Annotated in this window: 12 protein-coding genes; 2 read left to right on the top strand and 10 right to left on the bottom strand. The window is 71.6% G+C overall.

Going from position 1 to position 14,062, the window contains the following annotated elements; all coding sequences use genetic code 11:
* The 10 genes from GSF22_RS20725 to GSF22_RS20680 form a co-directional block, all read right to left on the bottom strand.
* A partial coding sequence (locus GSF22_RS20725; protein WP_208815387.1) for an FAD-binding oxidoreductase occupies positions 1-465 on the bottom strand: 465 nt, incomplete at its 3' end.
* Positions 466-486: 21 nt separating this feature from the next.
* Positions 487-1,407 carry a hypothetical protein gene (locus tag GSF22_RS20720; protein WP_208815386.1) on the bottom strand — a complete coding sequence of 307 codons (921 nt, stop codon included), beginning with the start codon at positions 1,405-1,407 and terminating at the stop codon, positions 487-489.
* 51 nt (positions 1,408-1,458) lie between these two features.
* The gene (locus GSF22_RS20715) at positions 1,459-1,956 is read right to left on the bottom strand and encodes a hypothetical protein (protein ID WP_208815385.1); all 498 of its coding nucleotides are present in this window, start codon (positions 1,954-1,956) and stop codon (positions 1,459-1,461) included.
* The gene (locus tag GSF22_RS20710; protein ID WP_208815384.1) at positions 1,947-4,529 is read right to left on the bottom strand and encodes an amino acid--tRNA ligase-related protein; all 2,583 of its coding nucleotides are present in this window, start codon (positions 4,527-4,529) and stop codon (positions 1,947-1,949) included. The genes GSF22_RS20715 and GSF22_RS20710 overlap by 10 nt, the downstream gene beginning before the upstream one ends.
* Complete coding sequence (locus GSF22_RS20705; RefSeq protein WP_208815383.1) at positions 4,526-5,710, bottom strand: hypothetical protein; 1,185 nt, start codon at positions 5,708-5,710, stop codon at positions 4,526-4,528. Before GSF22_RS20705 ends, GSF22_RS20710 begins: the two co-directional genes overlap by 4 nt.
* Positions 5,707-7,104: an alkaline phosphatase family protein gene (locus tag GSF22_RS20700; protein WP_208815382.1), complete on the bottom strand. Its 1,398-nt coding sequence runs from the start codon at positions 7,102-7,104 to the stop codon at positions 5,707-5,709. Before GSF22_RS20700 ends, GSF22_RS20705 begins: the two co-directional genes overlap by 4 nt.
* The gene (locus GSF22_RS20695; RefSeq protein ID WP_208815381.1) at positions 7,089-8,189 is read right to left on the bottom strand and encodes a class I SAM-dependent methyltransferase; all 1,101 of its coding nucleotides are present in this window, start codon (positions 8,187-8,189) and stop codon (positions 7,089-7,091) included. Before GSF22_RS20695 ends, GSF22_RS20700 begins: the two co-directional genes overlap by 16 nt.
* Positions 8,186-10,114, bottom strand: a complete 1,929-nt coding sequence (locus GSF22_RS35460; RefSeq protein WP_208815380.1) for an alkaline phosphatase family protein — start codon at positions 10,112-10,114, stop codon at positions 8,186-8,188. The genes GSF22_RS20695 and GSF22_RS35460 overlap by 4 nt, the downstream gene beginning before the upstream one ends.
* 8 nt (positions 10,115-10,122) lie before the next feature.
* Positions 10,123-10,773: a gamma carbonic anhydrase family protein gene (locus tag GSF22_RS20685; protein WP_208815379.1), complete on the bottom strand. Its 651-nt coding sequence runs from the start codon at positions 10,771-10,773 to the stop codon at positions 10,123-10,125.
* Between the two features lie 695 nt (positions 10,774-11,468).
* Positions 11,469-11,639, bottom strand: coding sequence for a hypothetical protein (locus GSF22_RS20680; protein WP_208815378.1), 171 nt, complete (start codon positions 11,637-11,639; stop codon positions 11,469-11,471).
* Positions 11,640-11,994: 355 nt separating this feature from the next.
* On the opposite strand from GSF22_RS20680, the gene GSF22_RS20675 reads away from it, so the two are divergent.
* Positions 11,995-12,189 (top strand): hypothetical protein, encoded by a 195-nt coding sequence (locus GSF22_RS20675; RefSeq protein ID WP_208815377.1) that lies wholly within the window; start codon positions 11,995-11,997, stop codon positions 12,187-12,189.
* Between the two features lie 22 nt (positions 12,190-12,211).
* Positions 12,212-13,948, top strand: coding sequence for an arginine--tRNA ligase (gene argS, locus GSF22_RS20670; RefSeq protein WP_307804170.1), 1,737 nt, complete (start codon positions 12,212-12,214; stop codon positions 13,946-13,948).
* Positions 13,949-14,062: the final 114 nt, after the last annotated feature.

Here is a 14,062-nt window from a genome sequence, read left to right as displayed (position 1 = left end):
GTCCAGGGTCAGCCCGTACAGCCGGCCCAGCACCCCGATCCCGCCGCCCAGCGTGGTCCCGCCGATCCCCACCGACGGGCAGGACCCGCCCGGCACCACCAGACCGTGCTCGATCAGCTCGTTGGTCAACGCGCCGATCCGGGTACCGGCACCCACCACCGCCCGGGAACCGTCCACCCGCACCTGCGCCATCGGGGTGACGTTGATGACCATGCCCCGGCTGGAGGAGTACCCGGCGAAGCAGTGCCCGCCACTGCGCAGCGCGAACTCGATGCCGTGCCGGCGGGCGAAGGCCAACGCCTCCACCACGTCCTGTGGGTCGGCGGCCATCACCACCGCCTGCGGCAGGATCTCGTCGAACCGGGCGATGAACGGCTTACGGGTCCACTCGTAGTCGGGATCGCTGTCCAGCAGCAGGTGCCCCTGAAGCGACCCGCGCAGCGCGGCCCAGTCGATGGCGGCCATGACATGCTCCTCGTGTCGGTGCTAGTCGATCCGGTGCATCCGTACCGGCGCGGGCCGGCAGGTGGTGTACAGCCGGATGTCGGGATCGTCGGTGCGGCTGAAGAAGTCGAAGGTCAGGTCCCGGCTGCGGCCGGTGTCCGGGTAGCCGAGCATGAAGGCCGGATCGGAGAGCGGCTTCACCGACAGCAGCCGGTCGGCCACGTCGAACCCGTCGGTCGGGTCCACCATGGTCGACGGCACCGCGACGAAGCCCAGCCGGGCCTTGAAGGCGAACAGTCCGGGCATCACCAGGTGCCCGTACAGGTTCGGGTCGTTGCCGAGGGTCACCTGCGCGTACCCGGCCTCCCGGGCGGCCCGTACCGCCTCCAGGTACAGCACCCGCGACAGGCTGGCGTCGCGCTGGTCCCCGTCGACCGCCGAGAACCGCAACCGGGCCACCGGCACCTGCGGACACCACTGCCCGACGGCGGCCCCCCGCAGCACCCCGGCGTCGTCGTACGCGCCGAGCAGGAAGTAGTCGGCCAGCTGCGGGGCGATGGCGTCCCAGTGCCGTCCGGCCACCGCCAGCCCGTTGCGCATCCGCGCCACCGCCGGCTCGTACAGGTCCAGGAACGTCCGCCAGCCCGCCTCGGAAAGCGGCGCCTGCCGCCACGTCAACCCGGCCCGCTGCACCGCCCGACGGGCCTTGGCCACGCCCTCCCGCTCCTTGCGGGAGATCCGGGACAGGAAGTCCCGCTCGTCGTCGCCGGTGTCGGCCAGCCAGGTCACCCGGTCCGGTTTGACCACGAAACCCGCCGCGACCAGCCGGTCCCAGCACGCCGGGTCCGGCCGGTCGACCCGGACCAGGTCGACGCGGTCACCCCACGCCGACCAGTCCGTGTCCAGCGCCGTACCGGCGTCCACGGTCGCGATCCGCAGACCCACCAGTTCGTCGATCCTCACCCGAGGCCCCTCCCCGCCGTCGGACACCACCCGTGACCGGACCCCACCCGGTCACTCGCCGTACAACTGCCGCAGCCGCTCACTGAGCCGGCGTTCCTCCTCGGCGTCGGCGTCGACGTGCGGCTCGGTGAACATGCTCTCGTCCTGCACGTCACCGAGCGCGGTCCGCAGGCTCGCCCGCAGCAGCGCCGGATCGGCCGGCGGCAGCATCCCCATCGACGGCAGGTCCGGACCGCACGCCACCACCAGCGCATCCGTGGCGGCCAGCAGCACCACCACGAACACCGGGGCCTTGCCGCTGCCGGTCTCCAGCTCGTCGCGCAGCGACGACGGCAGCGGGCCGGTCACCTCGACCAGCTCCACCGCCGCGCCCAACTCGGCGCAGCAGTCGGTGACCTCCCGCCGCACCGTCGTCGACCCGGGCACCACCAGCGGTGCGGCGGTACCCAGATCGATCAGCCCACCGAGGACCGGATGCGCCGCACCGGCCCGCCAGACGTCGACCGCGTCGGGCGAGTCGACCAGATAGACGGTGACACTCAATGACATCCCCCAGTGCTACAGCTACCGCACCCACCGTCGTCGCTACCGCACACCGACCCGGCCTTCAGCTCCGCGAAACCCTCCCGCGCGAACAGCAGACCCTGGCCGGCACTGCGGTGCCCCAACGCCACCATCAGCAACCGGTCGATCCCGACCGCCCCACCGGACATCGGCGGCATGCCCGCCTCCGCGCTGGTCATCAACGCCTCGTTCGTCGCGACGTGCGACATCCCGGCCGCCACCCGGTGACTGCGCCGCGCGTTGTACTGGGTACGCAGCTCCGCGCCGTCGACCAGGTTGTCGTAGACGTTGGCCAGCTCCAGCCCGCCCGGCAGGTACAACTCGGCGCGCAGCGCGTACCGGGGGTCGGCCGGGTCCAACCGGGCCTGCACCGCCAGCTCGGCCGGGAAGTGCGTGATCCACAGCGGCTGCCGCAGTTTCGGCAGGACGTGCCCGTCGAACAGCCCTTCCAACCACGCCCGGCGCCAGCCGGTCAGCCCCTCCGGTACCGGCACGTCGTACCCGGCCGCCTGGATCGCCGAGGCCAGCCCGGCCGCCGTCGCGTGCTCCGGCGCCGACAGGTCCAGCCCGGTGATCGAGGCGACCACCTCGGCGTACCGCATCCGGGCGAACGGCCGCTGGGTGTGCAGCTCCACCCCGTTCCACTGCAACCGGCCGGTGGCGAACCGGGCCAGCGTCGCCCGTACCAGACCGTCGGCCACCTCGATCGACCCGTCGAGGGTCAGCAGCCGCCGGTAGTACTCCACCGACTGGAACTCCACCAGGTGCGTCTCGTCCGGCTCGTCGGCGCGGACGTTCGTCGACACCTCGAACACCGCCGGCAACCCGGCCGTCAGGTACCGCTTCAGGTACTCCTCCGGGTCGGTCCGCAGGTGGAACCGGCGACCCAGCACCGGCTCGGTCTGCGCCTGGTTGACGTGCCCCATGTCCCCGTTGACGGTGAGCATCGGCGTGCTCACCTCCAGGTAGCCCTGCCCGGACAGGGACTCCCGCAGCATCGACACCAACGCCGAGCGGGCCTGTACCGCCCGCAGCAGCCCGGGCTCCCGCACCATCGCCAGCTCCGGGGCGATCCGGCTGATCGGCGGGCGCACCGACTGTTTGACCACCGTGTGGTCGGTGGCCCGGACCACCCCGACCAGGGCGTCCCAGGTGCCCCGCACGCCCACCCAGGAGTACCCGGCCACGTCGACCCCGGCGACCTGCACCGTCTCCGTGGCGTCGGCCAACTGGATCAGGCCCGGCCCGACCGGCAGTGCCCGGCCCAGCACCGCCACCGGCCGGCCGTGCGGGACCTCCCCGGCGGCCAGCTCGGCGACCGTGGCGGTCGCCTCGAACCCGTCGGTCGACCCGGCCGTGGCCACCGGCATAGCGCTGACCAGGTCGGCGAGCTGCGGCGGCACCACGCTGCTCGGCCCGAGCAGGGCCGGGGTGTTCGCCCCGGCCAGCGACACCGGCTCGCTCTCGCACAGGCAGCTCTGCTCGTAGCGGCGCTGCACCAGGTAGTCGGTGGTGTGCAGCAGCTCCCACAGCGGTCCGTCGTCGATGTGCCGGGCCGGCTTCGGGAGCTGGTTCTCCAGGATCGCGATCCGGGGCGACAGGTAACCCCGCGAGGTCACCACCGCCTTGCAGGTCGCCACGGTGCAGCTGGTCGGGCTGAGCAGCGGGGTGGCCCGCTGCGCCTGCTCCGGCGTCGGGTCGTACGTCGGGTCGCCCAACGTCCGGCCGTTGTGCTGGATGATCTCCACGATCCGGGACAGGTCGTGCCGCTCGGCGAACGGCACGATCGTGTCGACGACCTCGTCGGCGTTGCGGCCCTCGACGACCACCTCGATGCCGAGCCGCTCCCGGGGGTACTTCTCCAACAGTTGCGCCATGCCGAAGGGCACCCGCACCCCGTCGTAGTCGGTCCACCGGTACTTGTCGGCGTTGATGCCCATCATCGTGCCGACCAGGTCCGGCTGGGTGCTCCACATCTTCACGTACATCGACAGCGGGTAGCCGGCGAGCCGCTCCACGGCCTCCTCCGGCTCACAGTCCCAGTACTTCCGGCTGGTGGCCGCGTCGGAGAAGATCAGCCCGTTGGTGAAGACGATCGCCTCCAGGCCGGCGTCCCGGCAGGAGTCCAGGAACTGCCACCAGCCCCGGTCGATGGTCGGCTCACCCTCACCCGGCACGTACACGTACCCGGCACCCAGTGCCGCCGCCTCGCGCAGCAACCGGTCCCGCTGCTCGACGGTGCTCTCGCCGCGCTTGCGCCGCCGGTCGGTGAAACAGATCGGACAGTCGGCGTTACACGCCCCGGTCATCATCATGACCAGGAACGCCAGGCTCTCCCCACGGGTCTTCTCCACCAGGTCGGACAGCTCGTCCCGGGACGCCCCGAGCAGGAAGTCCCGGGTCTCCTCCCACTCCGGCTTGCCCTCCATGAACGCCATCGTCCACAGGTCGTACCCGTTGAGGTGGTCGGCTGCGAGGTTCGCGGCGGTCGCCTGCCGCCAGCGCTCGTAGGGCACCTGCTGCACGGCGAAGCGTGCATCCACGCTGCTGCAACTCATTGGTCGCCTCCCGATGAGGATCCTTGAAGCCCGACGCCCGCGAACGCGGGATGCACCGGCAGCGAGTCGACCTGCCAGGTGCGCACGAGATCGGCGAAGTACGCCAGTTTGCGGAGCGAGACCCGACGGGCCAGCGACTCCAGACCGTCACACGACGCCCGGTCCAGGACGAACAACACCCCCCAGCAGGGTCGCAACCGCGCCCCGCGCATCAACTTGGCCTGGTGCGACCCCCCGCCGTACTCGATGCGCCGGAACCCGCCCGCGATCGCGTACGAGATCAACCGGGGGTACGCCAGCGGCAGGTAGTCGGCCCGGGCCTCCCGGCTGCCGAAGAACTTCGCGTACAGCGTGTCCGTGCGGCGCAGCACCACCGCCGCGCTGCGCGCCGGCCGGCCCGGCTCGGCCACCGACAGCAGCGTGCGCGGCAGCGCGTACCCGTCGGTGACCTCCCGCAGCAACCCGACCGGTGCCGGTGCGGTCGGGTCGAACCGGGTCACCTGGTGGTGCAGCAGGTCGGCCACGTCCCGCTGGGCCGGTGACCGGCCCGGTTCCTCCCGTACCTCCCACACCAGCCGGCGGTCGTCCGGCACGTTGCGCCCCCGGCGCAGCGACCGGCGCGACGACCCCAGCCACCGCCAGTAGTCGGCCAGGCTGTCCCAGGTCACGTCCAGCACGGCGTCGGCGCCCAGCAGCACCCGCACCCCACCGGCGGCGGTCAGCGCCGCCAGCCACGGGTCGTCGTCACCGTCGAACAGGTAGTGGCTGACCACCATCGACGCGCCCACCCCGGCGGCGTGCTCCCGCATCCGGGCCACCAGCTCCACCAGGTCACCCCGGTCGGCGTCCCCGGCCAGCGCGCCACCCCGGTAGCCGTACGGGCTCATCGTCAGCAGCACCCGGGACGCGGCGGTCTGCTCCCGCAGCGCCGCCGCCAGGCCGGCGTCCCCGGCCAGGAACTGCTCCTCCCGGACCCCGGTGAGCAGCTCCACCGGGTCGTGGAAGTAGTGCGGGCCGGCGCTGCGGTCCAGCAGCCACACCGGCACCGCCGCCCGCCCGGCGGTCAGCAGCCGGGTCCGGGGCAGCCAGCCGGCGGCGGCGTACCACTGTGGCCACTGGTACGGCGACCGGCTGCCGGACAGGCCCGCCCAGCAGTCCAGGTCCACCGTCGCCGCGGTCACGGTGCCGCCCCGAGCTGGCCGAGCAGGCTCGCCCCGGGCAGCGTCGGGTCCGCGTCCAACCCGAGCAGCTCCAACACGGTCGGGGTGACGTCCAGGATGGACGCGGTGGTCGGCGCACCCGGCGCCTGCCCCGGTACCCGCAGCGCGAACATCCCGTCCCGGGAGTGGTTGGCCTCGTCGACCCCGGTGTCGTTGGTCTTCACCCAGTTCTGGCCGAAGCCCACACTGCCGATCGCCCGCCACTTCTCCCCACCGAAGAAGGCCAGCAGGTCCGGCGGGATGCCCCGGACCCGCCGGTACAGCTCGGCCGGGGAGTACACCCGGTTGTGCAGCACCCCCGGCTCGCCCAGGTCGATCCGGGACAGCAGCGCCCGGACCTGCGCGGTCAACGCCGGCACCTGGTCGCGGGGCACGATGCCCTGCGGTTCCCGGTCGGCGACGTTGAAGAAGATCCGCGCGTAGTAGCCACCCTCACCCCACACCCGGGTCCGCGACCAGTCGATCATGTCCCGGGTCAGCGTCGTCGGCCCCGGCGGTTCGCTGCGCAGGGTCAGCAGCCCCGCCTCGCGCAGGATCTCGTTGACGCACACCCCGCCGTGCATCGCCGTCGCCCCGTGGTCGGAGGCGACCAGTACCGCCGTCTCCGGTCCGACCGCCCCGAGCAGGTCGGCGACCCGTTCGTCGAGGAACCGGTAGTAGTCGCTGATCGCGGTGCGGTACGGCGAGTCCGGCTGGTGCCCCGGGTGCGTCGGATCGTGGTACCGCCAGAAGCAGTGGTGCATCCGGTCCGGTCCGATCTCGTGGATCATGGCCAGGTCCCAGTCTCGGGTGGTCACCAGGTGCCGCATCAGGGTGAACCGCCGCTCGGTCATCCGGTACGCGGTGGCCAGCACGTCGTCCAGGCCGGCGGAGCGGAACTCCGGCACGTCGAAGAGGTACTCGCCGACGACCTGCGCCACCTCGTCGGCGAACTCCGGCGGGTGGGTGAACGTCCCACCGCCGGTCACCGGCCCCTCGAACCCGCACACCAGTACCCCGTCGACGGCCGGCGGCGGGGAGGTCTGCGGCACCCCCACCACCACGCTCGGCCGGCCGGCCCGGGTCAGGCGGTCCCACAGCCGGGGGAACCGCACCCCCTCGGAGGTGGCCATCACCAGGTCGTCGTAGCCGTAGCTGCGCCGGTTGCGGAAGCCGTACACGCCCAGTTCGCCCGGGTCGCGGCCGGTGAGCATGCTGGTCCAGGCCGGCACGGTGATCGGTGGCAGGGTGCTGCGCAGCACCCCGCCCACCCCGGCGCGGGCCACCGCCGCCACCGTCGGCATCAGGGCGTCCATCGGAGGCTGGAGCACGTCGGGCACCATGCAGTCCAGCCCCACGATCAGGACCCGTCGCACGCCTTGCCACCGAGGATCTTCACCTGGCCGGCCAGGTCGGTGAACTCCGTACGCGGGCTGGACTCGACGGCACCGATCGGCCGTTCGGCGATCAGGTAGCTGTGGCTGCCCCGGTGCAGTTCCTTGAAGATCACGAAACCGACCTCGGTCACCAGGTCCTTCAGTGTCGCCCAGGGCAGCACGTACGCCTTGTCCTCCAGCAGCGAGAAGTAGAAGTCGTGCATCGCCTCGTCGGCGAAACCGCTGTAGCTGAAGCAGTGCCCGAGTACGAACGCCCCGCCGGGGCGCAGCGCCCGCCAGATCTCTCGCAGCCGGGCCGGCTGGTCCTGCATGAAGTGGAACGCGCCGTTGAACAGCACGCCGTCGAACGACTCCGGGGCCACCGGCGGCAGCCCGGTGTTCAGGTCCCGCTCGATGAACGTCACCGACGCCTGCGGGTACATGTTGGTCCGGGCGATCGCCAGGAAGTCGGTGGACTTGTCGACACAGACGATCGTCGCCGGCTGCTCGGAGAACTCGGCCAGCCGCTGCGCCCCGAAACCCGGCCCGCAGGCCAGGTCGAGGAACCGGTGCCCGCGTGAGGCCAGTTCGCGTACCGCGACCATCCGGCCGAACTCGTACAGCGGGTTCTGCAGGTTCGTCCGCCAGGCCAGTTCGTACTCCCGGTTGAACTGGATCGCGGCGCTGGGCGAGCGCAGGAACGACAGGTCGTCACCGAGCATGCCCTTGTTGCCGTTGCGGATCAGCTCGGCGTGCCCCTCGCCGTACCACGACGACAGGTGGTCGTACTTCGGCTGGTACCGCTCCGGCATCGACGCGGCCGGCTGCTTGACCGCCCGGTAGACCTTCCGGCCGTTGACCTCACGTTCCTCCGCCGCACCCGTGGCCACCAGCACCTTGAGCAGGTGCAGCACCTGGGCGGTGCGCTCCGGACGGAACGCCAACCTGCGGACCACGTCCTCCACGGTCTGGAAGTGGGTCAGCGCCGACAGCAGACCGGAGGTCTGGGACACCTCGCGTACCGCGTTGTCGAAGATGTGGGCGGACTCGATGGCGGCGGTGAACAGGCTCTCGTGGGACTTCATCGCGCATCTTCCTTCTTGGTCAGGCCCGAGTTGCGCAGGTCGACCGGCCGACCGTCACAGGTCTGCGGTGGACGGACCCCCATCAGCGCGGCGAACGTGGGCGCCAGATCCACCATCGCCACCGGGTGGCGGCCGACCGCGCCACCACGCAGGTCGGGGTTGCGGATCAGCGCCAGCGTGGCCGCCGAGGGGGAGGCCGGGTGGAACGAGCCGTGGCCGCTGGTCAGTTCGACACCCGGAACGGTCAGCTCGAACAGCCCGGCGGCGTCGTGGCGGAGCCGGGTGGCCGGCTCGTACCCCTTGTCCATGGTGAAGAAGAGGTCCGGGGCGACCTCGCCGTGCTGGCCGTGGGCGCGCATCTCCGCCGGACCGAGCACCGCGCTGACCACCGGCCGGCCGGTACGCGGATCGACCAGCCCTCGCAGCGCGGCGGTGATCTCCTGCCGGAGCGGCTCCACCTCCTCCTCGGTGACGATGCCGCCGGACCACCGGCTGGTCGTGTTCAGCAGCACCAGCCCCGGGAACAGCCCGTACGCGCGGGTCCGCGACCAGTCGATGCTCTCGCCGTCGCCGGTGACGATCCAGCCGCGCTCCCGCAGGAAGTCGTTGACGAAGAACAGGCTGTGCACCGTGTCGTGCCCGTGGTCGCTGACCAGCGCCAGGGTGTCGTCCTGCCCGGCCAGCTCGCGCACCGTGCCGACCAGCCGGTCCAGCAGCCGGTACGTCTCCCGCAGGAACGACAGGTACCGCTCCTGGTCGCGGTGGTGCTCCGGGTGGTCCGGGTCCAGCGCCGCCCCGGCGATGTGGTGGGCGTACTCCACCACGTGCCAGTGCACGAAGAACCCGCGCCACGGATGGTTGCCGGCCAGGTGCCGCAGCGTCCCCTCCAGCCAGGCGGTGTGCCGGTCGTAGATCTCCAACTGGGTGTCCAGGTCGATCAGACCGTTCATGAAGTCGAACGTGCCGGTCCACTCGGCCACCGGGCCGACCGCCGCGCACAGCTCGTCGGCCACCGTCGCCGGCCGGGTGAAGCCGGTCGTCCGGTGCCCCTCGCTGCGGTACAGCCGCAGCACCCGCCGCGCCACGTCGAGTTCGAGCAGCTTCAGCCGGTACGCGAACGGCCCCCGCGCGGACTCGTCGTGGATCCAGTCCGACCACTCGCCGACCCGCAGTGTCGTCACCGCCTCCGGGCGGTCCTTGCCGGTACGCACCAGCAGCCGGGCCTGCCCGGCCCCGTCGGTGTACGCCAGGGCGTGCAGCAGCCGGCGGGTACGCTGCCCGGCCGGGGTCAGCACCAGCACCGTCTCGAACCCGGGTACCGCCCCGGCCGGCAGGTCGGCCCAGTTCAGCGGGTCGCGGGCGGTCACCGGGGTCCAACCCGACGCGGTGGCGCTGTCCACCCGCCAGTGGTCGTCGTACCCGTGCGGCACCGAGCAGCAGCCCTGGGCCTGCGACTGCGGCAGTTCGAAGCCGCACGCGTAGCAGGTCGAGGAGACCTCCTCGAAGGAGCAGGTGATGTCGGCGTACCCGCCGGCCCCGTCGACCTGGATCAGGTGGTCGCTGTCGGACCGCACCGGCCAACTGCCGGGGTACTTCACCACGATCGCCGGATGACCGTCGGCGGCGAGCCGTTCCCAGAGGTACTCCCCACGCGACAACGACCGGTCGAAGCCGTTGCGGATGTGGTCCGGCGCGTGGCCCGGGGTGGGCAGCAGGATGTTGCTGATGCCCAGGGTCGCCGGATGCGCCCCGGAGGCGATCGTCTGCCACCCCGGCGAGGTGAGCGCGGGCAGGGTGGGTACCACGTCGAGCCGGGCCGCCTCGCCGAGCAGTTTCGCGCAGTTCGGCAGGATCCCCTCTTCGACGAAGCGGAACAGTGTCGCGGGTGGGAGTCCGTCGACTCCGAGCAGGAACAGGTTGGACACGGCAGTCCTCACGATTCGGCGTGGGTACGACGCAGGGCGCGGGAGTAGGTGCCGCACAGCCAGGACATGCAGGCACGCAGGTCCAGGCCGGACGTGTCGTGGTCGAAGACCATGGCGGTGAACCCGATGCGGTCGACCAGTTCGTGCGCCTGTGGGGCCTGCTCCGGGGGCAGGATCCGGCACGGGTCACCGACCGCGATGTGCTGCATCGGTACGGTCGTCCCCGTCGGCAGGACCGTCCCGACGTGGACGATCGCGCCGATGGCGACCAGGACCCCGTCGGCGACGTGCGCGCCGTTGAAGACGCTGGCCCGGGTGGCCACCATGCACTCGTCGCCGATCCGGGCGCCGCTGACGTGGGCACCGGGCCCGATCAGGGTCCGCGCGCCCACCTCGGTCGGGTGCCGGCCCGCTCCGCGCACCACGGCGTTCTCCATCACGATGGACTCCTCGCCGAGGCACACCGGCGCCGACTCGGCGGTGACCACCGCCCCGTCGAGGACGACCGCTCCCGGACCCACCCGCACCGCACCGGCCAGCACCGCCGTGGGGGCGACGTACGCGGTCGGATCGACCTGCGGCGCCCGGCCGCGTAGCGTCCGCCGGAACGGGTCCGGCGGGCCGTGCCCGGTGGCTGGCCGGACCTCGGCGAAGGTCATGAGGTACCCCTTTTCGAGGCAGGGTGCACCGCAGGTGGTGGTACGGGGGAGAGGTGTCAGGTATCGGCCGGCGACACTGCCGGCCGACCTGCTCGTGCCGGTGTCGCTAGGGGGCCGCAGTGCGGTGCCGGTGATGCATGGGCACGCCTTTCGACGGTAGGTGGCAGCCCGGTTGATCAATAGCGCGCAATTAACGTCCGACCTCAGGTGGGGCCCGACGCGACTTTACGTGATCCACGGATGACTCAGCAACATCAATTCACCAAATGGTCGGAGTCCGTACCGGGAATCTGCTCGCCGGTGCGCGCCGCCCTGTCCGGGTGCCTGCCGTAGCGCAGTTCTTGCAGGTCGGATGGGGTGATAAGGGTGGGTTGCGACCGACCTGCGGACTCGCCCGACGAGGGCGGGACCGAGCGGGTCAGGCCGCCATGAATACGACGAAACGACCGACCGGTGGCCGATTTGTTCGGCTTCCGGGAGGTGCGCCGACCGGATGTCTGTCAGTTATCTGCCAGACCTGCTGGTGGTGGACATGGTCTTTCCGAAATGGGTCGGCCCAATGGCCCGGGTTTTCTTTCCGTTCGTTGGTCGTGGGCGCGGACCGGGTGGCCAGGTAGCGTCGGATCCACCCACGGGAAACCGGCGGCAGAATGAGAAAGCGCTGGGCGCGACAGATCTTCGCAGGTCAACGGCGCTCATTGGCACACCTGCCGCCGATATCGTCCCCGGTCCGGCGCGACCGCGCCCGGCACCGCCAGGGCCAGCAGCCCGTAGGTGGTGGCCACCGCGCCAACGAGGTGACGGACGGTCGGCACCGGGCCCACCGCGCCGGCGCCGAACCCGACCAGCAGGGTGGACCGGCCCACCCGGGAATTGCCGCCCCGGCGACCAGGGCGCGCTCGTGCCGTCCGCGACCTTGTTGGACGCCCCGACTCGGGCCGGTGCCGTCGGGTCGCCCGCCAGGCGGAACGATCCGGTACGAGCCTGATACCGCACGGGTATGAATATGACCCAGCGGTATCAGGCTCGTACCCGGTTGCCCGGTGGTGCGGACCCCGACCGGTGACCGGCGATCCACGCCGCCGGCCGGCCAGATGTCCCCTGACTGCTGCCCCGGTGACGGGCCGTCGATGATCGGAAACGCGTTGGCGCAGGCAGGGACGCCGGCCTAGGCTCCCGGGCGAGCACCACACCACGGGGAGCCAGGTCGCCGGGGCCCGGGTGCGCGACGGCGAGGTCGTCACCGACGCCGACCTGGTCCGCCGGCTGCCCGGCACGCAGTCTCCCGGGGTCGATCGGCTGGTGCGTCCGGTCGAGGCCGCCCTCACCGACCTGTGCCAGAGGCGCCGATCCGGTGGCCGGCCCGTGCGGTCGCCGGTCGGCGATCTGCGAGACTCAACCAACTACGTTCCGTGAGCACATCAGGAGAGGGAGGCCAGTGGCAGGCGACATCGCGTCCATCATCGGTGATCGGCTGGTCCGGGCGTTGCGTACCGCCCTGGACGTCGAGGTGGCACCCGCCGACACGATGGTCCGACCCTCGACCAGGGCCGGCGTCGACTACCAGTGCAACCTGGCGATGAGCCTGGCCAAGCGGGTCGGCCGCCCGCCCCGCGACGTCGCCGAGACGATCGTGGCCGCGCTGGACGTCGACGACCTCACCGCCCCACCGGAGGTCACCGGTCCCGGGTTCATCAACTTCGTGGTCCGGGACGGGTGGTTGGCCGCCGCCGTCGCCGGCCTGGTCGGTGACCCGCGACTCGGCGTACCCGCCGTCACCCGGCCCCGCCGCTACGCGCTGGACTACTCCAGCCCGAACGTGGCCAAGGAGATGCACGTCGGGCACCTGCGCTCCACCATCATCGGTGACGCGATCCGCCGGCTGCTGGTGTTCGCCGGCCACGAGGTGCTGCCGCACAACCACCTCGGCGACTGGGGCACCCCGTTCGGCATGCTCATCGAGCACCTGGTCGACATCGGCTGGGACGACAGCGCGCACACCATCACCGACCTCAACGGGTTCTACCAGGCCGCCCGGAGCAAGTTCGACGCCGACCCCGGCTTCGCCGACCGGTCCCGGCTGCGGGTCGTGCAGCTGCAGAGCGGCGACGAACGCACGCTCGCGCTGTGGCGCCAACTGGTCGACGAGTCGACCCGGCACTTCGAGGAGGTGTACGGCCTGCTCGGGATCGGCCTGACCGCCGCCGACATCTACGGGGAGAGCTTCTACCACCCGATGCTCGCCGACACCATCGACGACCTGGAACGCAAGGGTCTCACCCGGGCCAGCGGCGGCGCGGTCTGCGTCTTCCCACCCGGGTTCACCAACCGGGAGGGCGAGCCGCTGCCGCTCATCCTGCGTAAGCGGGACGGCGGGTACGGCTACCACGTCACCGACCTGGCGACCGTCCGGTACTGGACCACCGAGCGCGGCGCCACCGACCTGCTGTACGTCGTCGGCACCCCCCAGGCGCAGCACTTCCAGATGGTGTTCGCCGCCTCCCGGCAGGCGGGGTACCTGACCGACGACAACCGGGCCGTGCACGTCAACTTCGGCACCATCCTCGGCGAGGACGGCAAGACCATCCGTACCCGCGCGGGTGGCTCGATCAAGCTGGTCGAGCTGCTGACAGAGGCGGTCGGTCACGCCGCCGACGTGGTCGCGGAACGCTCCGAACTCGGGCCGGCGGAGCAGGCACGGGTCGCCCGGGCGGTCGGCATCGGCGCGGTCAAGTACGCCGACCTGTCCAGCGACCGGGAGAAGGACTACCTGTTCACCTGGGGCAAGATGCTGGCCCGGGAGGGCAACACCTCGGTCTACCTCCAGTACGCCAACGCCCGCATCCGGTCGATCCTGCGCAAGGCCGGGGAGTTGCCGGGCCCGGGTACCCCGGTGCTGCTCACCGAGCCGGCCGAGCGGGCGCTCGCGCTGAAGCTGCTCGACCTGCCCGCCGTCGTCGACGCCGTCCTGGAGACGTACGCCCCGCACCGGCTGTGCGGCTACCTGTACGAGACGGCGGCCGTGTTCAGCTCCTTCTACGAGACCTGTCCGGTGCTGGCCGCCGGCGTGGATCCGCAGGTGCGGGACTCGCGACTGGTGCTGGCCCGGCTCACCTCGGAGGTCCTGGTGCTCGGCCTGGACCTGATCGGGATCGAGGCGCCCGAACAGTTGTGACCGGGGTGGCCCGGCCCGCCGGTGGGTGGGCGTGGCGCGGGCCACCCACCGGTACCCCGGCAGGGGCGGGACGCTCGCGGGACGCACCATAGATACATGACGCATCCCGTGCCG

Source organism: Micromonospora echinofusca, from assembly GCF_017614955.1.
Taxonomy (GTDB): domain Bacteria; phylum Actinomycetota; class Actinomycetes; order Mycobacteriales; family Micromonosporaceae; genus Micromonospora; species Micromonospora echinofusca_A.
Note: the sequence above shows the minus strand (reverse complement) of the source record. Positions and strands in the feature narration are given on the sequence as shown.